This is a genomic window from Paenibacillus sp. LHD-117, from assembly GCF_030929555.1.
GTDB lineage: Bacteria > Bacillota > Bacilli > Paenibacillales > Paenibacillaceae > Pristimantibacillus.
This window is the reverse complement of record NZ_JAVFVT010000006.1, coordinates 202,500-226,795: the sequence shown is the minus strand read 5'-3', so window position 1 is coordinate 226,795 and position 24,296 is coordinate 202,500. Positions and strand designations below refer to the sequence as shown.

Annotated in this window: 24 protein-coding genes; 15 read left to right on the top strand and 9 right to left on the bottom strand. The window is 54.2% G+C overall.

All coding sequences use genetic code 11. The features are described 5' to 3' along the window. Nucleotides 1-135 precede the first annotated feature (135 nt). The 3 genes from RB620_RS06710 to RB620_RS06700 all read left to right on the top strand — a co-directional run bounded on the left by RB620_RS06710 (nt 136) and on the right by RB620_RS06700 (nt 2,367). Entirely contained in the window at nt 136-939 is an 804-nt protein-coding gene (locus RB620_RS06710; RefSeq protein ID WP_308092908.1) for a hypothetical protein, read from the top strand. Nucleotides 940-1,121: 182 nt separating this feature from the next. Beyond that, a complete protein-coding gene (locus tag RB620_RS06705; RefSeq protein WP_308092907.1) occupies nt 1,122-1,562 on the top strand; it encodes a hypothetical protein in 441 nt (146 codons plus the stop codon). A gap of 55 nt (nt 1,563-1,617) precedes the next feature. Further along, entirely contained in the window at nt 1,618-2,367 is a 750-nt protein-coding gene (locus RB620_RS06700; protein ID WP_308092906.1) for a hypothetical protein, read from the top strand. A 27-nt stretch (nt 2,368-2,394) separates the two neighbouring features. Here RB620_RS06700 and RB620_RS06695 read toward each other — a convergent pair whose 3' ends face one another. Further along, the gene (locus tag RB620_RS06695; protein WP_308092905.1) at nt 2,395-3,276 is read right to left on the bottom strand and encodes a helix-turn-helix domain-containing protein; all 882 of its coding nucleotides are present in this window, start codon (nt 3,274-3,276) and stop codon (nt 2,395-2,397) included. Between the two features lie 123 nt (nt 3,277-3,399). Between RB620_RS06695 and RB620_RS06690 the strand changes: the two genes are divergently transcribed. Continuing rightward, nucleotides 3,400-4,182 (top strand): phytanoyl-CoA dioxygenase family protein, encoded by a 783-nt coding sequence (locus RB620_RS06690; protein ID WP_308092904.1) that lies wholly within the window; start codon nt 3,400-3,402, stop codon nt 4,180-4,182. Here the strand turns inward: RB620_RS06690 and RB620_RS06685 are convergent, their stop codons facing one another. Continuing rightward, on the bottom strand, nt 4,183-5,061 hold the full coding sequence (locus tag RB620_RS06685) for a LysR family transcriptional regulator (RefSeq protein WP_308092931.1): 879 nt from the start codon (nt 5,059-5,061) through the stop codon (nt 4,183-4,185). It abuts the gene before it with no gap. Between the two features lie 441 nt (nt 5,062-5,502). Here RB620_RS06685 and RB620_RS06680 point away from each other — a divergent pair, with 441 nt between their 5' ends. Then, on the top strand, nt 5,503-6,657 hold the full coding sequence (locus tag RB620_RS06680) for a Gfo/Idh/MocA family protein (RefSeq protein ID WP_308092903.1): 1,155 nt from the start codon (nt 5,503-5,505) through the stop codon (nt 6,655-6,657). A gap of 9 nt (nt 6,658-6,666) precedes the next feature. On the opposite strand, the gene RB620_RS06675 is transcribed toward RB620_RS06680, so the two are convergent. After that, entirely contained in the window at nt 6,667-7,557 is an 891-nt protein-coding gene (locus RB620_RS06675) for an AraC family transcriptional regulator (RefSeq protein WP_308092902.1), read from the bottom strand. A gap of 186 nt (nt 7,558-7,743) precedes the next feature. Between RB620_RS06675 and RB620_RS06670 the strand changes: the two genes are divergently transcribed. The 7 genes from RB620_RS06670 to RB620_RS06640 all read left to right on the top strand — a co-directional run bounded on the left by RB620_RS06670 (nt 7,744) and on the right by RB620_RS06640 (nt 15,601). Then, nucleotides 7,744-8,424, top strand: a complete 681-nt coding sequence (locus RB620_RS06670) for a GntR family transcriptional regulator (protein WP_308092901.1) — start codon at nt 7,744-7,746, stop codon at nt 8,422-8,424. Between the two features lie 16 nt (nt 8,425-8,440). After that, nucleotides 8,441-9,550: a mannonate dehydratase gene (gene uxuA / locus RB620_RS06665; RefSeq protein WP_308092900.1), complete on the top strand. Its 1,110-nt coding sequence runs from the start codon at nt 8,441-8,443 to the stop codon at nt 9,548-9,550. After that, nucleotides 9,522-10,382 (top strand): SDR family oxidoreductase, encoded by an 861-nt coding sequence (locus RB620_RS06660; protein ID WP_308092899.1) that lies wholly within the window; start codon nt 9,522-9,524, stop codon nt 10,380-10,382. Before uxuA ends, RB620_RS06660 begins: the two co-directional genes overlap by 29 nt. A gap of 101 nt (nt 10,383-10,483) precedes the next feature. Further along, the gene (locus RB620_RS06655) at nt 10,484-11,287 is read left to right on the top strand and encodes a DUF2935 domain-containing protein (RefSeq protein WP_308092897.1); all 804 of its coding nucleotides are present in this window, start codon (nt 10,484-10,486) and stop codon (nt 11,285-11,287) included. A gap of 191 nt (nt 11,288-11,478) precedes the next feature. After that, nucleotides 11,479-13,470, top strand: a complete 1,992-nt coding sequence (gene tkt / locus RB620_RS06650; protein ID WP_308092895.1) for a transketolase — start codon at nt 11,479-11,481, stop codon at nt 13,468-13,470. A gap of 55 nt (nt 13,471-13,525) precedes the next feature. Then, nucleotides 13,526-14,194 (top strand): fructose-6-phosphate aldolase, encoded by a 669-nt coding sequence (gene fsa, locus RB620_RS06645; RefSeq protein ID WP_308092894.1) that lies wholly within the window; start codon nt 13,526-13,528, stop codon nt 14,192-14,194. Nucleotides 14,195-14,251: 57 nt separating this feature from the next. Beyond that, nucleotides 14,252-15,601, top strand: a complete 1,350-nt coding sequence (locus tag RB620_RS06640; RefSeq protein WP_308092892.1) for a glucose-6-phosphate isomerase — start codon at nt 14,252-14,254, stop codon at nt 15,599-15,601. Between the two features lie 105 nt (nt 15,602-15,706). Here RB620_RS06640 and RB620_RS06635 read toward each other — a convergent pair whose 3' ends face one another. After that, on the bottom strand, nt 15,707-17,089 hold the full coding sequence (locus tag RB620_RS06635; RefSeq protein ID WP_308092891.1) for an MFS transporter: 1,383 nt from the start codon (nt 17,087-17,089) through the stop codon (nt 15,707-15,709). A 119-nt stretch (nt 17,090-17,208) separates the two neighbouring features. Between RB620_RS06635 and RB620_RS06630 the strand changes: the two genes are divergently transcribed. Together RB620_RS06630 and RB620_RS06625 are read left to right on the top strand one after the other, a co-directional pair. After that, complete coding sequence (locus RB620_RS06630) at nt 17,209-17,526, top strand: ArsR/SmtB family transcription factor (RefSeq protein WP_308092889.1); 318 nt, start codon at nt 17,209-17,211, stop codon at nt 17,524-17,526. Nucleotides 17,527-17,558: 32 nt separating this feature from the next. Beyond that, the gene (locus RB620_RS06625) at nt 17,559-18,368 is read left to right on the top strand and encodes an acyltransferase domain-containing protein (protein WP_308092887.1); all 810 of its coding nucleotides are present in this window, start codon (nt 17,559-17,561) and stop codon (nt 18,366-18,368) included. A gap of 87 nt (nt 18,369-18,455) precedes the next feature. Here RB620_RS06625 and RB620_RS06620 read toward each other — a convergent pair whose 3' ends face one another. The 5 genes from RB620_RS06620 to RB620_RS06600 all read right to left on the bottom strand — a co-directional run bounded on the left by RB620_RS06620 (nt 18,456) and on the right by RB620_RS06600 (nt 23,358). Beyond that, nucleotides 18,456-19,364, bottom strand: a complete 909-nt coding sequence (locus tag RB620_RS06620) for an aldo/keto reductase (protein ID WP_308092885.1) — start codon at nt 19,362-19,364, stop codon at nt 18,456-18,458. A 62-nt stretch (nt 19,365-19,426) separates the two neighbouring features. After that, nucleotides 19,427-20,332 (bottom strand): RraA family protein, encoded by a 906-nt coding sequence (locus RB620_RS06615; protein WP_308092883.1) that lies wholly within the window; start codon nt 20,330-20,332, stop codon nt 19,427-19,429. A 49-nt stretch (nt 20,333-20,381) separates the two neighbouring features. Continuing rightward, nucleotides 20,382-21,767: a mandelate racemase/muconate lactonizing enzyme family protein gene (locus tag RB620_RS06610; protein WP_308092881.1), complete on the bottom strand. Its 1,386-nt coding sequence runs from the start codon at nt 21,765-21,767 to the stop codon at nt 20,382-20,384. 53 nt (nt 21,768-21,820) lie between these two features. Beyond that, the gene (locus RB620_RS06605; protein WP_308092880.1) at nt 21,821-22,564 is read right to left on the bottom strand and encodes an SDR family NAD(P)-dependent oxidoreductase; all 744 of its coding nucleotides are present in this window, start codon (nt 22,562-22,564) and stop codon (nt 21,821-21,823) included. Further along, nucleotides 22,561-23,358 (bottom strand): SDR family NAD(P)-dependent oxidoreductase, encoded by a 798-nt coding sequence (locus tag RB620_RS06600; protein WP_308092878.1) that lies wholly within the window; start codon nt 23,356-23,358, stop codon nt 22,561-22,563. Before RB620_RS06600 ends, RB620_RS06605 begins: the two co-directional genes overlap by 4 nt. A 254-nt stretch (nt 23,359-23,612) precedes the next feature. On the opposite strand from RB620_RS06600, the gene RB620_RS06595 reads away from it, so the two are divergent. Further along, nucleotides 23,613-24,260, top strand: coding sequence for a GntR family transcriptional regulator (locus tag RB620_RS06595; protein WP_308092929.1), 648 nt, complete (start codon nt 23,613-23,615; stop codon nt 24,258-24,260). Nucleotides 24,261-24,296 lie beyond the last annotated feature (36 nt).

The window sequence follows — 24,296 nt, the reverse complement described above, 5'->3', positions numbered from 1 at the left end:
AGACTTCACTTTAAGGGTGCTCCTTCCTTGGTTGGTGATGTTCTCGACAAACACCATTCTACCAAAGATTAGAGCACTTTTTTATATTTTTATAAGGTGATACTTTCGTAATTCAGGTTAAAACATAACTGGACTGTGAGTCAAGGAATAAACGAAACTATCGTACTTCCAGAACCAGATGGTGAAGCGCTTTTAATAAATATTGATAATCGATTATGCTTCGAAGGTGAACTTAAAATAAGCTCTTTACCTGATGAAAAATTCGAACAAGTTATCGAACTGATCTTTCAACTTAAACCTAAATTAAAATCTTTAAGAATTGTAGATGATAGTGACGTTTGGGAAACTTACCTTGAAATGATGTCAATAACTAAGAAAAGTGTTTACACTATTTTTCCAACACTTACAAATGAGCATATCCCGCATTTAGTACCAACTTTCCCGGAGAATCCATTAAGCATTGATTTCAATTTTTGGAACGATGATTCTGAACTAATTGTTCCATTTCTTAATACACAGATTATTAGAGATAGAATGGGAACGGATTTATCAAAGAACAAAACCTATACAATAACAGCGAAAGAAATCATTGAAGAACTAAATCATGAGGGATTCTTTACATTTCCAGTAGATTTGTTGTATGAAATGTATCATTCAAACTATTTTAAAGATTTAGCGAAATTATGGGCGTGGAAAATGTCATTAAATAAACCTTCGAAACAGAAAATATCAAGGTGTATTAATTTTTCGGAAGTTATTACTTATGGGTGCTATGGCACTTTTGCTGGGTATATAAATAAAACCCATCGAGTGGCGTGTCTCTCTTTAGACAAATTAAGAACAAACGAAGGTGCGGTTTCTGAACTACGATCTTTAGAAATCCTATATAGCTCGCTCGAGTATTGTGGATTACGTTCGAAAGAAAAAATATTTGAATGAAAACTCAATGCAGATAACGACATATCTAAACCATTTTCACTCGACGGGACATTCAGCTTTCGGTTCTGCAGTAGATATTGGTGGGGATATTGTTCATCCGGACACATTCGACTTTCGTCGGATGTCGTGAATGCAACAACTTTTATATGATAGATGTGCAAATTCGTATTAGGAGCTAATTCATGAAGAAGAAATATGCGATGATAATCATCCTTTTCTTAAGCACTATTATCCTTTGTTATAAATTTATTGAATCTCAAAGTCACAGGAAGGACCTTCAGAACTCTATTGATCTTGCATTTAAAAATCAACTAAGCCATGTTCTCAGTAGTTTTAGTATGCAAGTAAATGATTACACATACAGAACGATGATATCAAGCGTATACAATGTGGCAGCGATGTCGGAACTAACTTCTTTTGAAAAATCAAACGATAATTTAGATGTTAGTTTACACAACCTGTATATTTCATTAAGAGAGGACAAGTCTAAAGATAAAGTCTTAAACCGAGTTGAAGAACTACATGATATTTTTTTTATATTGGTGCAAGACCCGAGCAGTCATGAAGCAACGGACAAACTCATTCAACTATCAAATGAAACCTTTTTTAACACGGAAGAATAAACAATGATGCGAAACATCAAACTGGTCAATAGCTGAAGAACAGGAGCGATGCGCGATGCCGACAATCGAGCCCTATTTGGATTTCCTTCGCTCGCTTCCCGGAGGGAAGCTTACACGGGAGCATCTGCTTGTCCCCGAGCTGCTGCTTGAAGAGCGGGGCCGTCTATCCGTCTACTACGTTCCCTACGATTACGTGAACGAAGCGGCGAAGCTGATGATTATCGGCATTACGCCCGGCTTCACGCAGATGGAGACGGCGATTCGCGAAGCCCGCGATTGTCTGCGGGAAGGCGTGCCGATCTCGGACATCGACCGCCGGGCGAAGTTCGCCGCGAGCTTCGCCGGCACGATGCGGGCGAACTTGGTTCGGATGCTGGACCTTATCGGCATCCCGTCGCTGATAGGCGTCGGCGATAGCGGGGAACTGTTCGGAGCGAGCAGGCCGTTGCTGCATACGACCTCGGCCATCCGATACCCCGTATTCGTCAATGGTCGCAACTATACAGGTCACGGGCCGTCGATCCTACAGTCTGACTTGCTGTCCGGCTACGCCCGTACGATCTTCCTGAATGAGGTGAAGCGGGTGGAGGGCGCGTTGCTGATTCCGCTCGGCAAGGCGGTCGGTGACGTACTGCGCGCGTTCGCGGAGGAAGGTATGGTCGATCCCGCACGCTGCCTCTTCGACTTTCCTCATCCGTCGGGAGCGAACGGGCACCGCTGGAAGCAGCTTGAAGAGCATAAGGACAAGCTGGCTCGTCAAGCGGCAAAGTGGTATGGAGCGACGGATCGATCATTTTCGATATGAAAGCGCAAGCGTGCGGCGAAGACGAGCTCATTCGTCGGACGAAGCGGACAGCTTGGCGCGGAATGCCCCGGGCGGAATACCTTTGGCCTCGGAGAACAGACGCGTGAAATAATGAACGGAAGAAAATCCGGTTTGTTCGGCGATCGCTTTGATCGGCTCGGTCGTATTCGTCAGCAGCAGCTCGGCGGCGCGAATTCGTTCCGTATGGACGATCGAAGTAAACGATTCATGAATGCTGCCGGCAATCAGTCTCGATAACTGGCGTTCTGAAATATTTAAATAACGGGCTACCTCGCTTAAGGAAAGCGGCCTGTCCAGATTATCCCTTATATATCGTTTCGCCCGCTTTACGATTTGCGATGCCGATGCGCTCACTGGCGTGCTGTCCGCGTTGTTAGGGGCGCCTAGCAAATACGGAGCGGATCTAAGAAGCGAATAGGCAAGCTTGGGAAGCAGGCTTACGGGCAGCGACGAGGCGGAAGGGTGACGAAGCAGCATGGATTTCCAAATTTGAACGGTCGGGGATTCGCCGACATTGTCGATCCATGACGCGCTTTGCAGAAGCGACCTGTTATAGCTCTCTAATTGATGATCTCCGTGAACGTCTTCGATCGCTTCGAACGCGACGAATAACAAATTTAGGCCAGTAACGTCTTTGATTTGATGGTACACATTGGGCCGCGAACAGAAAGCGACTCCGGGATATAGCGAATGGGACGTTTCCCCTTCGGTATAAACGCCGGTACCTCCGTTCACGTAACAAAGCTCGAAAAAGGAATGTTTGTGCACGGGGTTGGCCGGCAAATCTTCTTCGACTCCCCAATAGTGGATGAGGAACGAAACGCTCTCCCCTTCCAGCAATCCGGCAAACCGGTTCAGCCGCTCGCCGCTTTTATCCCATTGATACATGACCATTAACACCACCTTGGCGTAATTTTGCAAAAGGATGTCTTTTCTAGGTAAATACCGAAATCGTTGCCCCTCCTATAATTAAACTAGAAACGAAAGCAAATAGCGAGAGGGTGCATAAAAATGATTAATGAGAAAGATGTGGAATTTTACAAAGAGAATGGGTATTTGCTTGTCAGAGAGGTGTTCAATCAGAACGAAGTGGAAGAAATGAGGCAGGCGGTCGAGAAAATCATTCAGCGGGCGGCGCGTGCGAAAGCGGATCATAACCATGCTTGGCAGGGCGATTACCTCCCGCCGGAACAGCTGAAGAAGCTGGTGCTCAAAGGATTCCACGACGTTCAGTATCATGACGCGGCTTTCATGCGGGCAGTCATCCATCCAAGAATGACGGCGGTGCTGAACGGAATCATCGGCCCGAACGTGCAGCTTCACCATTCCAAAATGCTAGTGAAGCCGCCCGCGAACGGAGCCGCGTTCCCGATGCACCAGGACTACCCGTACTTCCCGCATCGCGACCATTCCATGCTTGCCGCGAGCGTGCATCTTGACGATGCGGATACAGAGAACGGGTGCTTGTGTGTCATCCCGGGCTCGCATAAGCAAGGGTCTCTGCCGCATGTGGGCATGCATTATTTGAACCACAAGGAATATCCGATCTCCTCCGGCACGCCTTGCCCCGCAAAAGCAGGGGACGTATTGTTCTTCAACTACTTGACCATTCACGGCTCGGACGTCAACAAAAGCGAGCGGACGCGGAGGAACGTCTTGTTCCAGTACAGGGATGCGTCGGATTTGCCTACCTCCGATGTTCACTTCGACTGGGGAATGGGGCTCATGGTAAGCGGCGAGAACCCGGATTTCAACAATGCAAAACCGAAATATGAGATCATTCAGGAGAAATAATTAACGAACCAGCTCGATAAACTGATTCGCCGCGCGGGATAGGGGCATATTGCGCATCGTCATGAGACCCACATGCGTTGGCGGCAGCTGCACGTCCAGCTGGATTTCGAAGAGGGAGCCTTCTTCCAGCTCCTTGGCGATGAATTCCTTCGTGACGTACGAAATGCCAAGCCCCTTGCGCGCGAATTCGATGAGCAGATCGACGCTCCCGACCTCGATCTCGGGTTTGATCGTATAGCCGTAATGCTGGAACAGCTCCGTGATGGCCATTCGCGCCCGGCTATTCCGCGAGAACAGGATGACGGGATGCCGGAGCAGCTGCTCGAGCGAGAGCACCTCGTCCTTCAGTTCGGCGTAGCGCGCGCCTGCCACGAAGCAGTCCTGAAGCTTGATGCTCTCCCGCACTTCCAGCTGCGAATCGCCGATCGGCATGCGCACGACGCCCAGATCGATCCTTCCTTCTTTGAGGAATGTGATGATTTCGGGCGTCGTTCCGTGATTCAGGTGAAGCTTGACGCCGGGATGCCGATGATGGAAGTCTTCCAGAAACGGCAGCAAATAATGTTTGAACAGCGAGTCGCTTCCCCCGATCCGAAGCTCGCCGCTGTCCAGATTTTTGAGCGCGGCCATCTTCTCCTCGGCCAGCGAGATCAGGATTTGAGATTGCTCAATGTACGAATATAGGATCGAACCTTCTTGCGTTAGAATAACCCCTTTTGAATTCCGGTAAAACAAAGCGATGCCGAATCGGTCCTCCAGCTGCTTGATCGCGTGGCTGACGCTGGGCTGGGTCAAGTAGAGCGCGTTCGCCGCCTTCGTCAAACTCCCCGTCTTCGCCGCCCAATAAAACACTTTGTACAACTCGTGATTGTTCGTGATAGACATGGTTAATGGCTCCCGTCTTTGGTATTCATTGCATGAATATAAACTACCTGCATTATAGCGCGCGCGACACGCGAATCGCAAACCAACGGCATAATGGCGCAACATTCGAGCACAAAGGTTAGCTTAAACTTGGTACGATTGTTATATAAATGCGTGTTCAAAAAGTCCGGTTTTCAGCACATGAGCGTATGCTTACGATGCTGCGTTTTTTTCAAAAACGCTGTAGAAGATTGGATGAAGCTAGAAAATGAGGAGCGGAGCGTAGTGTAAGCTACGTGAGCACCTGCAATGTTTCCGAAGGAAACATACTTCGAAAGCATTCGCTTAGTTTCGGCTGAATTCAATATTCGATGTCGAATACGCTACCTGGTATACTTCGTGATCAAAAGTGGACTTTTTGAACAACCTCTAAAACGTACATGAGGGGGATTAGCCATGCTTAACGTCGCCATTATTGGCGCTGGCGCCATATCCGACGCGCATATCGCGTCATACTTGAAGTTCCCGGATCGCTGCCGGATCGTCGCGGTCAGCGACATCTACGAGGAGAAGGCGCTCGCCCAGATCGGGAAGTTCGGTCTCGATGCCCGGGCCGTTGCGAATTACGAGGATCTAATGGCGGAAGAGATCGACCTGGTTTCCGTCTGCACGCCTCCCTACACGCATGCGTCGATCGCCGTTCAATTTTTGGAAGCCGGCGCGCATGTTCTCGTCGAGAAACCGATGGCTTCTTCGCTCGAGGAATGCGACGCGATGAACGCAGCGGCGGGAAGAACGGGCAAGCTGTTGTCGGTCGTCGCGCAGAACCGTTTTCGCACTCCGTTAATGAAACTTAAGGCGGTGTTGGACAGCAAGCTGATAGGGGACATCTTGCACGCGCAGGTCGACTCATTCTGGTGGCGGGGGCATTGTTACTACGATTTGTGGTGGCGGGGCACCTGGGAGAAGGAGGGCGGCGGACCAACGCTGAACCATGCCGTCCACCACATGGACGCCTTGCTCTGGATGATGGGCAGTCCGAGCTATGTGCAGGCATTCATGGCTAACGTATTTCACGACAACGCCGAAGTGGAGGATCTCTCTATGGGGATGCTGCGTTTCGGGAGCGGAGCGCTTGGGCAAATCACGAGCTCGGTCGTTCATCATGGCGAGGAGCAGCAGCTCGTCTTCCAGGGAGCCAAAGCCAGAGTGTCCGCCCCATGGAAGGTCAAGGCGTCCGTGTCCGGCCCGAACGGCTTTCCCGAACCGAATTCCGAGCTTGAGCGGGAGCTCCAGACGTTATATGAAAGCTTGCCGGATGTCGAATACGAAGGCCATACCGGCCAGATCGACGATGTGCTGAAGGCAATCGAGAACGCGGGGCTGCCACTCGTCGACGGGATAAGCGGACGACAGACGCTGGAGCTTATTACGGCGATCTACAAGTCCGCCAGCTCGGGCGAGCTAGTCGCCCTGCCGCTTGAGCCGAACGATCCCTTTTATACGCGGGAAGGCATTCAGGCAAACGCAACCCATTTCCATGAAAAAAAGAAATCGGTCGCGAACTTCGAGCCGGCTGCCATCACGACCGGAAGCGACTTCCGGTCATAGGCAGGCTAGCTACGACTTGAAGGTATCCTGCCATCGCTTGCGGTATCGGTACGGCGTTTCTCCGAAATGGGTTTTGAACTGCTTGCAGAAGTGTGAGCAGTTTGCGATGCCGACCTCCTCCGCGATCCGGGCGACGGGGCTATCGCCAGACAGGAGCAGGAGCACGGCTTGCTGCATCCGCTTGGCCGTCCAGTAATCCGTGATGCTGCTGCCCGTGTTTTCCTTGAACAGATGGGACAAGTGATGCGCGGACAGATGCAGCTCTTTGCTCATCCTCTCCAGCCGGAGCGGCTCGCGGTAATGGCGTTCGACCCATTCCATGATTTTCTCTGCCGGATGAGGGGTTCTTGTTTCCCGCAACCCGGATTCGTCCGGCTGCTTCTGCTCCCATACTTGCATGAACATGCGGAAGAATACAAGCAGGAAGAGGGAAAATTCTTCGAAGTACCGATCCTTGGACAAGGCGGGGATCCGTTCGTCCAAGCCGAGCAAGATCTCCGACAACCGCTCCATCGCCTCCGGTCCGAACCGGTACGGGGAATGGAGCTTTCCTTTATGGAGATGTTTGAAAAAGCTTTGCAAGTTAGGCCATTTGTCGAAATAAGACTCGTAATGGGCAGGCTCGTAATGCACGATGGAGCGAACGAATGGCTGGCTTTCGCTTACGTTCATTCGAACATCGTGAAGCTGGTATGGTTGAAAAACGCACACCGTCCCCGGGCGAATGTCGTAGCTTCTTTGGTTCACGATCAGCGTGCCCATCCCTTCATGCACGAGCAATAGCTCGATGCCTTGATGGGCATGGAAGATGTTTTTGAATTGCTCCTCGCTTACGCTTTTGCGTTTATATACGAAATATAGAGGAAAGCGATTGAGGTCTAAAGGCTGGATGGCTGGCAAATCGCGGTTCACCTCCGCACGGTTTGTATGACTTCCTCCATACTTCGACAAAGTGCCGGTTCGAACCTTTCGGCACGGAAAATGATTTCGCGGCTTCCCCCTTTTTCACATGTATACTTGTATGGTAGTATGGCAGTAAAGGCGTATATACGAAAAACAACATTCTTGGAAATGGGGAAGTAACACATGGTAGATCTGCGCCGTCAAGGGACGGGATCGGCTAGGGACATCGTTTATGCAGCGCTTCGAGAGCAAATTCTGAGCCTGGCGCTCAAGCCTGGAACGTCGCTTTCGGAGAACGAAACCTCGCTCAAATTCCAAGTGAGCCGGACCCCGGTCCGGGAAAGCTTCATGAAGCTTGCGCAGGAAGGATTGATGCAGGTGCTGCCCCAGCGGGGCACATTCGTTTCGCTGATCGATACCGCTCTCGTGGAGGAAGCGCGGTTCATGCGCGAGCATCTGGAATGCGCGGTGGCCGAACTGGCTTGCGGATCATTCCGGGAGGACGCGCTTCTTCGGCTCGAGACGAATTTGACCATGCAGCAAGCAGCTTTGGCTGGGCAGGACGACGGCGAGATGTTCGAGCTCGATGAACAATTCCATCGGATTCTATTCGAAGGCTGCGGCAAGAGCCACACCTGGAACACGTTGAACGGGCTCACCGTCCATCTGAACAGGAGCCGAAGGCTCATGCTGGCGAACGCCCATGATTGGCGGCATCTGTACGAGCAGCATCGGCGGATGGCAGACGCGATCATCGCCAAGGACGCGGCAGGGGCAAGGTTGCTGATGAAGCAGCATTTGACCCTCAACATCGCGGATCAGGCAGAGCTTCGAATCCAATATCCGAATTATTTCAAGGACTGATAAGGGGACCTGACCTATGCGAATGACATTCCGATGGTTCGGAGAAGGCAACGATACCGTGCCTCTCCGCTATATCAAACAAATTCCGGGCACCGACGGCATCGTCTGGTCGCTGCATGACGTACCCGCGGGAGAAGAATGGCCCATGGACCAAATATTGGAGCTGAAGGCTCTCGCGGATAAAGAAGGCCTTCATATCGACGTCGTTGAAAGCGTTAACGTCCATGAGGATATTAAGCTTGGTTTGCCCACTCGGGACGTTTATATTGACAATTATAAACGTACGATCCGGAAGCTGGGCGAGGTCGGCGTCAAAGTGATCTGCTACAACTTCATGCCCGTATTCGACTGGCTGAGAACGGATCTGCACAAGAGAATGGAGGACGGATCGACGGCCATGTTCTATGAGAACGGCATAATTGCGGGCATCGATCCGCACGAGCTCGTCGATCAGATTAACGCCAATCCGTCGTTTACGATGCCGGGCTGGGAGCCGGAGCGTCTGCAGCACATGAAGAAGCTGATCGGGGCGTACCAAGGCGTCACGGAAGAACATCTCTGGGCGAACCTCGATTATTTCCTGCAGGCGATCATTCCGGTCGCGGCCGAGAACGGCATCAAGATGGCCATCCATCCCGACGACCCGCCTTGGCCCGTCTTCGGATTGCCCCGCATCATGACCTGCCAGGCGAATTTCCGGCGTCTCATTCAGCTGTACGATCATCCGTCGAACGGCATCACGCTCTGCAGCGGCTCGCTCGGCGCGAATCCGGCTAACGACATTGTTGCGATGATCCACGAATTCGGGGACCGAATTCCGTTCGCGCATATTCGGAATATCCGCAGATACGAGAACGGCGATTTTATCGAAAGCTCGCATCGCACGCGGGACGGCTCGGTCGATATCGCGGGGATCGTGAAGGCGTACCATGACATCGGGTTCACCGGTTATGTCCGGCCCGACCACGGCCGCCAAATTTGGGACGAGAGCTGCCGACCCGGTTACGGCTTGTACGACCGCGCGTTAGGTATCATGCACTTGTGGGGATTATGGGACGGATTCGACTATTCCAATAACGGCAAAGGAGTGGACCGGCATGAGCAGCAAGCAGCAACCCATCCATGATTCGATAAAAGGCAAAGTCGCGGTCGTCACCGGGGGAGCGGGCGTACTCTGCAGAGCCATGGCGATCGAGCTCGCGAGGCAAGGGGCCAAAGTCGCCGTTCTGGGACGAACGGCTGCCAAGAACGATGCCGTGGCGGAACAAATCCTCGCAGCGGGCGGCATAGCCATCGGCGTAACCTGTGACGTGACCGACGAAATCAGCACGCGAGAGGCTGGCCGGATCGTACTGGAGAAGCTGGGCCCTTGCGACATCCTCGTCAACGGCGCCGGCGGCAATCATCCGAGCGCGAATACGACGAACGAAACGTTCACTCCTCAGGACCGGAACGCCGAAGGCGTAACCAGCTTCTTCGACCTCAGCATCCCAGGTTTCCGGAACGTGCTCGATTTGAATTTCATCGGAACGCTTATTCCTTCCCAGGTGTTCGCGGAGCAGATGCTGGATCGCCCAAGTCCCGTCATCATTAATATATCGTCCATGAGCGCGCCTTCTCCCATGACGAAGGTGCCGGCTTACAGCGCAGCCAAGGCGGCCGTCGACAACTTCACGCAATGGCTTGCGGTGCATATGGCGGATGCGGGCATCCGGGTGAATGCGATCGCGCCTGGTTTCTTCCTGACTGAGCAGAATCGCAAGCTGCTTATGAACGAAGATGGCTCGCTGACCCCGCGTTCCGGCAAAATCATCGCCCACACGCCGATGCGCCGCTTCGGCAAGCCGGAAGATTTGCTCGGCGCTCTTCTGTGGCTGACGGACGACGCGGCTTCAGGTTTCGTGACGGGCACGACGATTCCGGTGGACGGCGGATTTATGGCGTATTCCGGCGTTTAACCGCCAGGAACTGGGAGAATGTTTTTTTGCACATACAAAAAAGAATCATCGAATATGTATTACTGTTTGTTAAACAGTAACTCATTGTGGGAGGGACGATCATGTCCGACGCGTTTGTTGCCCGCTCCTTGGATGAAATTCGTTTTTGGTCGCGCATCATGAAAGAACATTCCCTTTTTCTGAAATTAGGTTTTAGGTGTGAAGATACGCAGCTCATCGCCGAGGCCAATCAATTTTATGGCCTGTTCGAAGAAATCGAAAGAAGATCGCATTCGTTCCCGGCAGGAGTAGACCCTAATCAAATACGGCGCTTTAATGCGGAAGTTCATAACGCGGCGTCTCATATTTGGGCCTTCAAAAGAAAAGTGTTAGGATTAATCCTTTCCTGTCAGCTTCCGGGAGGAAATAATTTTCCGCTGCTAGTCGATCATGTCAGCAGGGAAGCTATGTATTTTCGAAACCGGCTGGAAGAGCTGAATTCCGGAAGATTGGAGCCATTGCCGGACGCGATCATTGATGAAAACGTGTTCTTCTTGCGAATCATGGCCGATCACGCCAAATTCATCGGGCATTTGCTTGACCCGTCCGAACGGCAATTGGTTGAGCAAGCACGAAATTTCAGCCATGATTTCGACATGCTGCTGTTCCAGGCGAAAGATTTGGAATCCATGCGTCCTGAGTCCCAAACCGTCCCGCTGCTTGACCAATTTCTCGATCAGAACCGGGTGTCGGTCAAATCTTTGCGGGATTTCAAACAGACCGCAAAGGATTTAATCGAAGCTTGCCGCATCAAGAGCATCATTCACCCGCTGCTTGCGGATCATGTCTTCCGCGAAGCCGAAAGATTCCTTTTTATTATCGATATGTTCGAAGCAACTTTAACGCGAAAAAAACCAATTTACTGATTGAGTTTTCTTTCGCCCAAGCCTCTGTTCCATGTACTTACATGGCGGGGGCTTTTTGGTTTGCGCATTACTATAGATATGATCTATAGCTCCTCTGTAATCTATTGATTACTTGTATGGCAGTCAATCGTATTATAGTGGGTTTAGAAGAGAGAAACCATGTTTTGAAGAGAAAGGAAGATGGAAACAACATGCCAATCACCAAGACGATAGACCAACTAGCGATCGATACGATCCGTACGCTGTCCATTGATGCGATCAACGCCGCGAATTCCGGGCATCCGGGCTTGCCGATGGGAGCCGCGCCGATGGCGTACGCGCTGTGGGCCAAGCTGCTTCAGCACAATCCCGGCCATTCCAATTGGTTCAACCGCGATCGGTTCGTGTTGTCCGCGGGCCACGGCTCGGCTTTGCTGTACAGCCTGCTGCATCTGTCGGGTTATCAGGTGTCTTTGGACGACGTCAAGCAGTTCCGCAAGCTGAACAGCAGAACGCCAGGACATCCTGAATTCGGACATACGGACGGCGTCGACGCGACGACGGGCCCGCTCGGCCAGGGCATTGCCATGGCGGTCGGCATGGCGATGGCCGAAGCCCATCTGGCTTCCAAATTCAACAAGGACGGCTATCCGGTCGTTGACCATTACACGTACGCGCTCGTCGGTGACGGCTGCTTGATGGAAGGCATTTCCTACGAGGCGATGTCGATGGCCGGCCATATGAAATTGGGTAAATTAATTGTGTTGTACGATTCGAACGATATTTCGCTCGACGGCGAACTGGCTTTGTCCTTCGGTGAAGGGATTCAGAAGCGCGCGGAATCGGCGCATTGGGATTATATCCGCGTCGAGGACGGCAACGACGTCGATCGGATCGCGGGAGCGATCGAAGCCGCGAAGCAGAATGGCGATAAACCGACGCTGATCGAGGTTCGTACCGTGATCGGCTACGGCAGCAAGGTGGCGGGAACGAACAAGGCGCACGGCAACCCGCTTGGCAAGGAAGAAGCCAAGGCAACCAAAGCTGTATACGGCTGGGAGCACGAAGAAGAGTTTTACGTTCCGGAAGAAGTGAAAGCCCACTTTGAGCAAATCAAGCAAAATGGCGCGGCTGCGGAAGCGGCTTGGAACGGGCTGGTATCGTCCTACGGAGAGCAGTACCCGGAGCTGGGCAAGGAGCTGGCGAACGCGATCGACGGTAAGGCTTTGCTGGACGCAACCGATATTCTGACGTTCGACACGGCCAAATCGATCTCGACTCGCGTGGCGAGCGGCGAAGCGATCAATCATTACGTCAAGAAGGTTCCGGCGATCTTCGGCGGAAGCGCGGATCTATCGCATTCGACGATGACGGACATTAAAGGCGAAGGGAAATTCGCCGTCGATTCGTACGCCGGCCGCAATGTGTACTTCGGCGTCCGCGAGCATGCGATGGGCGCGGCAGGCAACGGCATGGCGCTGCATGGCGGCGTGAAGCCGTTCGTCAGCACGTTCTTCGTGTTCAGCGATTATTTGCGTCCGTCGATTAGGCTTGCGGCCCTTCAAAAGCTGCCGGTCACTTACGTCTTCACGCATGATTCCATCGCGGTCGGCGAAGACGGGCCTACGCATGAGCCGGTCGAGCATCTGGCGGCACTGCGCACGATTCCGGGCCTGACGGTCATCCGGCCGACCGATGCGAACGAAACGTCGAGCGCTTGGGCATATGCGCTGCAGAAGAACGACGGTCCCGTCGCACTGGTACTCAGCAGGCAGAACCTTCCGATCTACGAAGCGACGAAGGGCAATATCGACGGGGTAGCGAACGGCGGCTACATTCTGGCGCAAACGAACGATCAGCCCGATGTCATTCTGATCGCCACGGGTTCTGAGGTATCGCTTGCCGTGAGCGCGAAGGCGGAGCTGGAGCAAGAGAACGTCTCCGTGCGCGTCGTCGCGATGCCGAGCAGGGAATTGTTCGATCGCGCGCCAGAGAGCTACAAGCAAAGCGTGCTTCCGAATGCCGTGACGAAACGGGTTGCCATCGAAGCCGGCATCTCGCTAGGCTGGGAGCGATTCACAGGTCCTAGCGGAAATGTCGTTTCCATCGAAACGTTCGGGGCTTCCGGCCCAGGCGGAGAGGTTATGGCGTATTTCGGATTCTCGACGGAGAATGTGGTTCGCGTGGCGAAGGAGCTTCTTTAAGATTCAGCATTTAAGGGCTTAGCTATCAAAAACTAAATTACGGGAGGCAACAACCATGAAATTTTTTATCGATACGGCTAATGTGGAGCAAATCAAAAAAGCGTACAAAATCGGCGTTTTGTCCGGCGTAACAACGAACCCTTCTTTGGTAGCCAAAGAAGGCGTAAAATTCGAAGACCGGATCGCGGAAATTTTGCGCGAAGTGCCGGGTGTGGAATCGGTTTCCGCCGAAGTGACGCCCGACGCGGTAACGGCGGAAGAGATGATCGCCCAAGCGAACGAATTGATCAAAATCAACAATAACGATCCCAACATTACGATCAAACTTCCGATGACGCTCGAAGGCCTCGAAGCTTGCCGTTATCTTGCGGACAAAGGCGTCAAAACGAACGTAACGCTAATCTTCACGGTGAACCAGGCTCTGCTCGCGGCTCGCGCCGGAGCGACTTACGTGTCGCCGTTCCTCGGCCGCCTGGACGATATTTCGGAAGACGGCGTTCAGCTGATCGTGAAAGTAGCCGAGCTGTTCCGCGTCCATAACCTGGATGCCCAAATCATCGCCGCTTCCGTCCGCCATCCGGACCACGTGACGCGCGTCGCGCTGGCAGGCGCGCATATCGCGACGATTCCGTTCTCCGTTATCGAGCAAATTTCGAAACATCCGCTGACCGATCAAGGGCTGGAGAAGTTTGCAGCCGATTGGAAGAAAACTGTACTCGTATAACATTCGAAATGAAGTAAGCATATAGAGATCATTTTGGAGCAGGAGGGATTAGGCAATATGGCTATTCGTTTCGATTATTCAAGCGCGTTATCGTTTATCGGGCAGCACGAGGTGGATTATTTCGCGCCGTTCGCGAGCGCGGCGCATGACATGCTGCATCAAGGAAAAGGACCGGGCTCCGATTACCTAGGCTGGGTCGATCTGCCTCACGCTTACGACCGTGAAGAATTCGCGCGGATCAAATCCGCAGCCGAACGGATTCGCGACAATTCCGAGGCGCTCGTCGTCATCGGCATCGGGGGCTCTTACTTGGGCGCGAGATCGGTGATCGAATCGTTGTCCCACACATTCCACAACCAGATGGCGGGACGCACCCAGGTGTACTTCGCGGGACAAAATATTAGCTCCACGTACATGACCCACTTGCTGGAGCTGCTCGAGGGCAAAGACATCTCCGTAAACGTCATCTCCAAGTCCGGCACAACGACGGAGCCTGCGATCGCGTTCCGCATTCTGCGTGATTATATGGAGAAGAAGTACGGCAAGGAAGAAGCGCGAAGCCGCATCTTCGCGACGACCGATGCTTCCAAGGGCGCGCTTAAGAAGCTGGCCGACGAGGAAGGCTACGAGACGTTCGTCATTCCTGACGATGTTGGCGGCCGCTATTCCGTCCTGACAGCGGTCGGTTTGCTGCCGATCGCCGTTGCGGGCCTCGACATCGATCGGATGATGGAAGGCGCTGCTGCTGCCGCGAAAAAATACGGCAATCCCGACCTTGCTTCGAACGAAGCGTACCAATACGCGGCCGTTCGCAATGCCTTGTACCGCAAGGGCAAAACCATCGAGCTGCTGGCGAACTTCGAGCCGTCCCTCCATTTCGTGGCGGAGTGGTGGAAGCAGCTGTTCGGCGAGAGCGAAGGGAAAGACGGCAAAGGTCTGTACCCGGCTTCCGTCGACTTCACGACCGACTTGCACTCCATGGGCCAATACGTGCAGGAAGGACGCCGCGACTTGATCGAGACGGTGCTGTCGGTGAAGAAGCCGCGCGTCGAGTGGACGATCGAAGCGGATGCAGGCAATTTGGACGGACTCAACTTCCTCGCCGGCATGACGATGGACGAAGTGAACCGGAAGGCGGCCGATGGCACTCGCTTGGCCCACGTCGACGGCGGCGTGCCGAACCTCGTCGTGGAGCTGGACGAGCTGAACGAATACACGTATGGCGAGATGGTTTATTTCTTCGAGAAGGCTTGCGGCCTGAGCGGACTCTTGCTCGGCGTCAATCCGTTCGACCAACCGGGCGTGGAAGCCTACAAAACGAACATGTTCGCCTTGCTCGGCAAACCGGGCTTCGAAGCGCAGAAAGCCGAGCTGGAAAGCCGATTGGCCGGTCAAGCGGAACGCTGATTCCGGGAATCGAAAGGTACTGATCCAACTTAATGCGATACATGAAGAAACCCGCGGCCAGACGACTGGCGGCGGGTTTCTTGCGTTCGCGGAACCGGGCGGCGTTTATTGCGGCTGCGCCCTGCGCCCGCCGATACGGACATAGGCGACGGAGCATAGGATCGCGAGAATGACGATGAGGGACAGGCCCCAATATATGTTGCCGTATGCATGCGCGAGTGACAGCTCTTGCTGCCAAGAGAGCGCGGTTGCCGACAACGCCACGCCGAAGGCGCCGCTGAAAAACTGCAGCAGTTGAAACAGGCCGAGTCCAGAACCGATTTGCGAAGCATCCAGAATGCGGGACAGCTCGTTCGAAACGCTGCTCGTCAAAATCGTGAAGCTGGTGCTCAGCAGCATGTAGATGACCAGGATCGCCCAGTAGGAGATGCCTTCGAACAGTGCGAACAGAACAACGGACGCCAGCAGGAACAGAGGGACGTACCGGATGATGGAGCCGTTGCCCTTGGTGTCGATATACTGGCCGACCCGTCTGGAGACGAACATGGCCAGAATCGATCCCGGGAAAATGACGAGCCCGGCTTCGATGGCGCTTAGACCGTATTGATTGACGAGAATTTGCGGCATGAGGAACAACGTCGAGAAGCTGCACAAGTAACCGGCTATGCCAACCGCGCCCAGGATGAGATAAGGCCGATTGCGGAAGAGCGAAGGAAGCACGAACGGCTGCTTGGCAGTACGGATCCGGGCTGTGAACAAGACGAGCGAGAGCAAGCCCGCTCCGAGCGCGATCCAGGATTGGTTCGTCAGGAACAGCAGAAGGCCCGTCGTCCCGATACCGATGAGCAGCGCGCCAAGCGCGTCGAAGGAGCCTTTTTTCATCGTTTCTTTGGGCAGATAGGCGACGAACATCGGAATAAGCAGCATGGTAACGGCGGTTAGCGTGAATAATAAATGCCAGCCCATATATTCGACGATCGCGCCGCCGACAACCGGTCCGAGACCGAGACCGAGGGAAACGGAAGACATGATGAAGGCCATCGCCTTCCCCCTGCGCTCGATCGGGATGTATCGCGAGATGAAGACCAAGGACAACGAAGGGATCGCTCCCGCCCCGGAAGCTTGGAGTATTCTGACGGCGATCAGCATGATGAAGCTATTGCTGAACAAACCCGCGATCGCGGCAACGCTCAGCGACAAGATGGCAATGACGAACAACCTCCGGACCGGGACGAAATCAGCCAGTCGGCTGAATGTGATGGATGAAATCGCGAAAACGATGGAGTACCCCGTCACGATCCATGAGGTGGAGGAAGCGGAAAGCCGGTATGCCTCCGCTACGTCCGGCAACGCCAAATTAAACATCATGGTATTCATGATGACGAGAATAATCGTAACGCCGAGCAAACCGATGACGAGTCCTTCTTTGAGAGCGGGGCTCTGGACGGTTGGCTGCCGGTGAATGAAATGGGCGTTTGGTTTATTCATGAGGCACCTCCAACTTTCTAGTTCATTATTTCGATTGTTATCGAACAATAGAATAATAGCATGCGATGTGGTATAATGCAATCATTAATCTGTCGGTTTAGATGAAGGAGGGATTCCGAATGAAAGTATTGTTCCATCCCGATCGAGAAGACATTCATTTGTCTTCCGTTTTATATGCGTTAAGCGATCCGATTAGACTTTCCGTAGTCGCGCAGCTTTGCCGATCCTCGGAACGGAGCTGCGGCGAGTTCGACATGCCGATTGCGAAGTCGACGATGTCGCACCATGTTCGCACGCTGCGGGAAGCCGGCGTCGTCAACGTTCGGAGCGTCGGCACGCAGAGACTCATTTCCTTGCGGATGGAAGATCTGGAAGCCCGGTTTCCGGGCTTGCTGACTTCCGTGCTGGATGCTTATGAAGCTTCGGAAGAACGATAGCCGCTATTCAATACATGGAGAGAGGGAACGAAATGGATATCCAATCGTTATGTGAGGGAATCGGGCTTGAGGGAGAAGCAAGGCGCCAGCTTGCGGAAGAGAGTATGGATGAACCCGAATATATCGATTGCAAAAGCCGGTTTATTGCCGATCCGGACGGTTTTTTCAAATCAATTAACCAAACGGTTGGATATAGAAGACGGCTGTTGGAGTTCTTCGTCCGATTGGCCATGGATGCTCACAGGGAATACCAAATGAGGGATATCTCTGATGATGTTTATTTCGATACGTTTACGGATATTCGGATTTGGTGCGAGATCTGCAAGCGGACGTACGGCGAATACGGCATCCAAGAATACAGCTGGCTTCAGGAGCATGTCCGGTTTCGGCTGTTCCGTCTCGGCAGGCTGCAATTCCAGCCTTACGCGTTCGATCGCGACCTTGACATCGACGGATTCAAAGTAAAATCGGGGCAAGTCGTGCTGAACGTCCATATTCCAGAAGGGGAACCGCTCTCTCCCGAAAGCGCTGAGCGGTCGTTCCGGCAAGCGGAGTCGTTCTTCCGCGGCATTCCCCCCGTTTTCATGTGCCGCTCATGGCTGCTCTATCCGGGGCTCGAACGCGTGCTGAAGCCCGACTCCAACATTCTGCGATTCCAGCGAATGTTCCGGATCCATGAGACCGACGAGACGTCGAAGCAGGCGGAGGAGCGCATCTTTGGCAGGACGCAGGAGATCCCGTCCGAATACGAGGCGTCCACGAGTCTTCAGCGGGCGGCGAAGGCCGACCTGATGGCCGGCGGCAAGCTGGGGAGCGGGTTTGGGATTCGCATTGGAACGTGAACGCCGAACAAAAGGAAACCCATCTAGCGCGTCCAAAACGATTGGTTGCGGGATGGGTTTCGTTCTGTTCTGTTCTGTTCATACGGCTCAGACCGGCAAAGCCGTTCGGCCAACGGCGTCGAGGCGCCGCTTCGCTTCGGCGTATACGTCGGCCGGAAGAGGACCCATCGCGGCGTATCGGACGTTGTCGGCGAGATGATCGACGTTTTTGGTCCCGACGATCGTCGTCGCCATCGACGGGTGGGAGAGAGTGAAGCGGAGCAGGAAGCCGGTCCGCTGCTCGCCATGCTCGAGCAGCTCATCCAGCTTCGCTTCCTCCCACGCGCTCCAGCGGTCCGCCGAGCCGCGCCCGATGCCCGGCTCGCCTTGGCCGACGCCGCCGCGAACGATGATGCCAGCTCCGGAATCGGCAGCGCGCGCGATCCATTGCTCATGCTCGCGTTCCAATGCGGAATAAGGCAGCTGGAACGTATCGAACGATCCCCATTCGACGTAAGAGGGGAGATGGGGCAAGTAGGAGGATACGCCGATGTACCGCACTTTGCCCGTAGCCTGAATTTCTTGGAGCACCTCGACGAGACGTCCTTCTTCGGCTTGCTTCACGGTCGGTCCGTGCAGCTGCAGGATGTCGATATAATCGGTTCTCATCCTTGAGAGGCTGGTGTCGATGTTATGCATCAAATTGTCGCGCGTCCAGACATGGGATGTCTCGTCATGATCGCCGCATTCGACGACCCGGCAGCCGCATTTCGTCGCGAGGACGTAATCGTGCCGGCGACGGCCGAGGAACCGTCCGATCAACTCCTCGCTTCGGCCGTAATCGTAAGATGTGTCGATCAAGTTGATTCCGGCGTCGAGCACCGCATGCAGGATCCGTTCCGAGTCCGCGTCATCGATGGGCCGGCCGCTCCATACGCGCGGGCCGCGAATTTCCATGGCTCCGTAGCTCAGCTTCGTCACGGGCAGTCCCGTACGTCCTAATATCGTTTTCTCCATTGTTCAGCTCCTACTCCGGCAGTTAGTTCTCCGCATGATGGCATACCCTATTTCCATTGTACTTACAATCGGACGCCGCCGGAAGGACCGTCGTTCTCATTGCGCCTTGCTTCCTCCAGCTCCTGCTCCCAAGTCAAGTGTCGATACGGCTCCGCCGCCTCGTCATTCTCGAACCAAGCCTGGAAGTCCTGCCACATCGCAGTCGTCCAAGCGCCGTCGATCTGCGCCGTCGTGTACACGTTCCCGTTCAGCCTGGCGAAGCCGAAGACGTCGCGCACCTGCGATTTCTCAGCGTTAACGGCCGTCAGCTCGGCGAGATGCGCGGGAATGAAGATGACGCCGGCAGGCGTGCCCAGAACGACGTCGCCCGGCAGGCAGATCGCCCGCCCGATGCGGGCCGGAACGTTCATCCCGACCATCGTGACGTCGGCAATGGCGGTCGGGTCGCTGCCGCGGTAGTAGATATTGATGTTTTCGATTTCCGCAATCTGCTGGTTGTCGCGGATACCGCCCCAGATAACCGCGCCGCCGGTTTTGGTGCGTGTTGAGATGGCCGTCGACAGGTTGCCGCCGACGTAAGTGCCTTGATAGATTTTATCGAACATATCGACGACGACGACGTCTTCCTCTCCAAGCGAATCGATGACCCACTGATTAAAAAATCCTCTGCGCCCTTCCTGCTCGTGGCCGTAGTTCATGAGCGTCTCGTGCAAATCCGGGCGCTTCGGTACCATGACGGCGGTGACGGCGCGGCCGACCATCACCTTGTTCGGGTGGATGATTCGGAAATCGCCTTCGAACTGATAATGGTAGCCTCTCGACCAAAGCGGTCCCCAGGCTTCCTCCAGCGTGATGCGGCCCAGCCTGGCAATTACGTCGGAAGGCACCTTGGGCCTGCCGTCGGGAAACCGTTCGCCCTGCCATAACGGCGTCAACTGGACGATATCTTCGGCATTGTTAAATTTCATGGCTGTCACCTCGTTTATTATTTTGGATGATCATTGCGATTCCCCTTCATCAACTCCACAACCGGTCATGCGAAAAGTGCTGATCCCAGTCTTCCGTCGGCAGCCATACGCCCGGTATTTCGGGATGCAGGTGCTGGGCGATGACTTCGTCGTTTAATTCCTCGATGCCGAGGCCGGGAGCATCCGGCACTTGGATGAAGCCGTTCTGGACGAGCGGCTTCGGAAGCTTGCTGACGATCAGATCATCCCACCAGCCGACGTCGACGGAATGGTACTCGAGTGCCAGGAAGTTCTCCGTCGCGGCCGCGGTGTGGACGGCCGCGAGGCAGGCGATCGGGCTTTCGGCCATATGGATCGCCATCGCGACGCCGTAATCCTGGGCCATATCGCCGATCTTCTTCGTCTCTAGAATACCGCCGGTCGTCAGCACGTCCGGATGGATTACGGAAACGCCGCCTGCCTCGAGCAGAGGTTTGAAGTTTTCCTTCAAGTAGATATCCTCGCCCGTACAGATCGGAGTCGTGACGGACTGCGCCAGTTGCGCGTATTGCGACGTGTATTGCCAAGGAATCATGTCTTCCATCCAAGCGAGGTTGAATTTGTCGATCCGGCGGCCCAGCTTGATACAATCCTGCAGGCCGATGTGGCCGAAGTGGTCGACCGCCAGCGGCACCTCGTAACCGATAACCGAACGAACGTCGGCGACGTACTGCTCCAGCATGTCGAGCCCTTTCTCCGTGACGTGAATGCCGGTGAACGGATGGGCGATGTTGAAAATATCGTAGTGGCGGTTGCGCGCGTCCCGCAGCTCTAGTTCCGTCATGTTCGCATGCTTGCGCGAATACCAGGTTTTGGACCTCGCCTTCATTTCCTTCAGAAACCCAAGCGGGGCGCTAAGCGTGCCCGGCTCATGGATAATCTGGTTGATGCCGAGGTCCATCTTGAGGAAGGTGAACCCTTTCTCCATCCGCTTCTGAAGGGCGAGGCCCATTGCCGTTCCCGTATCTTTGCCGTCGACGTCCGTATCGCAATACATGCGGATCCGGTCACGGAATTTGCCGCCTAACATTTGATAGATCGGCATGTTGTAGGCTTTGCCGGCGATGTCCCATAAGGCGATCTCCAGGCCGCTGACGCCGCCGCCTTGCCTGGCATGCCCGCCGAACTGCTTGATCCGGCGGAACAGCTTGTCGATATTGCACGGATTCTCGCCGAGCAATCTGCTCTTCAGCATGAGGGCGTATTGCTTGTCGGCGCCGTCGCGCACTTCGCCGAATCCGACGATGCCTTGGTTCGTGTATACCTTGATCAAGCTGCAGTGCATGGGCGCACCCGCGATATCGGCGAACCGGATATCCGTGATGCGCAGCTCGGACGGACGCGAATGGGTGTTGACATGGGCTAATGTGTTTTCGTAAGTTTCCGGATTGGACATGGAAGTTGCTCCTTTGCGAATAGGTTAAAGGTCGATCGGAAAAAAGAAGCCTGTCACATCAGCATGCCGCCGCCGTCGATACGAATGATTGAACCCGTCAGGAACGATGTTTCGTCGGATGCGATGAAGCAGGCGACGGAAGCGACGTCCGCCGGCAGTCCGACCCTGCCGAGAGGGAACTTCTTGCGGCTGGGCTCCTTATGCGACGCCTTGTACTTGCCGACGTCGATGGCGCCCGGGGCGATCGTATTGACCGTAATGCCATATCGGGCAAGCTCGATGGCGCTTTCTCTGCCCAGCATCTTGATGCCACCTTTGGACATGCAGTAGACCGGATCAAATTCGGTTGGCCGCTTGCCGTGCACGGAGGAGATATTGATGATGCGGCCGAAACCTTTCGGCTTCATGATCGGAATGACCGCCTGCATGCATAGCCAATAGCCTTTGAGATTAACGTTCATGACCCGGTCGTATTGCTCTTCCGTATAGTCGAACAGGTTCACGTTCAGCTGCAAGGCGGCATTGTTGACGAGAATGTCGATGCCGCCAAGCCATTCGGAGGCTGCGACAACCATACGATCGATTTGCCGGCGGTCTGCCACATCGGCTTGCACCGTCATCGAAACTCCGCCGAACTCTTCGATTCGGAGCTGCGTATCCTTTGCACCCGCATCGCTGGCGTTGTAGTGGATGGCCACTTTCGCGCCGCGGCGCGCAAGCTCGACTGCAATGCCTTTGCCGATGCCGGTGCCTGCTCCGGTGACGAGCGCCGATTTCCCATTCAATGAGAGGCTCATGACAATCGCGTATCCCCCTCTGTCGGTTTTTTCATCCGATGATCCATGTAATGCAAAACGAAGCCGCCGTCGAGCCGAATGTCCGCGCCGTTCACGAAACCCGCGCCATCCTTCGACAGGAAATAAGCGAGCTCGGCCATATCCCGGGACGAACCCAGCCTTTCGGCCGGCACTTTGTAGTTGTAAGAATCGTATACGCCCGACAACTCGCCTCCGAAGCCGGCTTCCGATCCGTCGAGGGGACCGCTCTCGATGTAATTGACGCGGATGCCGTGCCGGCCGAGGAACAGCGCCGCTTCGCGGGCCAGCATCTTCACGGCGCCTTGCGCGGCGCTGAACGGGAAGGCCGATCCGGCCGGCTTCTCGCTATGGATGGAGCCGGCGAATACGATGCTGCCGCGGCCTTTGGCAGCCATTCTTTTGCCGACGGCCTGCGTGCAGAGGAAGGCGGATTTGGCGAGCGCGTTCATCGTTTCGGTAAACGTCTCCTCCTCGCAGGATTCGACAAGTGCTGGCCGCACGAGATGGGCATTATGAATCATGACGTCGACGGCTCCGAGCTCGCGTTCGGCTTGGTCCAGCATCGCCGCAAGCTCGCGCCCACTGCATAAATCGACTTGGACGACCAGCACTTGCGAGCCGGCGGAACGGAAAGGTGCCAGACGTTGCTCCCAAGCTTTGTTTTCTTGCCGGCTGGCTAGAAGCAGGTCCGTATCCGGTTCGCCAAACCGTGCGATAAGGGCGTCGCCGGATGCGCCGTCGGCATCCGTAATAAAAACTACTTTCCGGGACAAAACATAGGCCTCCCTTCGCGGATCCAGCTGATTGCCTGGTTTCGAATGTGAAGTCATCCTCATCTTACCGAGCGTTCGGAGTAAAAAGCGATGACGTAAACTTATGATTTTGTTTGTTTTTTTCGGATAAGGGGGGCTGGCGAATGTTTGGAAAAATTCCCCTTGACTTTCGCCTTCGAAGAGAATAGCATCGAATTATCGATTATCGATAATCTGGCTGCAGCCAGACAAAAAGGTGGTGGGAATCCGTGTCCATGGAATCAGCAAGTTCCGCGCAATCGCCGATTTCGCTTAGCGAGCACGTGTATGTATCGTTGAAGAGGCAAATTATGAAGGGGGAGCTGCTGCCCGGACACCGCATGATCGTGCTCGACATTGCGCAGCAATTCGGCGTCAGCCAAGCGCCGGTCAGAGAGGCGCTGGAGAGGCTCAAGCAAGAAGGCCTCATCGTCGGCAAGACGAACAAAGGCTCAGCCGTCTCCGGGATTACGGCCCAAGAGATCCGGGATATCTACGAGCTCCGTCAATTGGTCGAAGGCCACGCGCTTCGCGAGACGATGAAAGTGCTGAACGAAAACGATATCGCTTACTTAGAGACCGTGATCGCCGGCATGCGGGAAGCGATCGATCAAGACGACCCGTACCGGCTCGTCGAGCTGGACATGAGCTTCCACGGCTATTTTTACTTCCGCAGCGGCAACGCGCTGCTGCACGACATTTGGAACAGCATCAAATCGAAGATCATGCGATTCATCACGGTCACGAACAAAGATCATCAAGGTTACTCGATACCGGATTCGCATACCGAAATTTTGGATATGATCAAATCGGGCGATGTCGATAAGACGGAGTACAAGTTAATTAGAGGCCTGGATTTCTACAAAAATTACACCGGAGACTGACACGAAAGCCGCCATTCATCATTCATCGCCTCTACC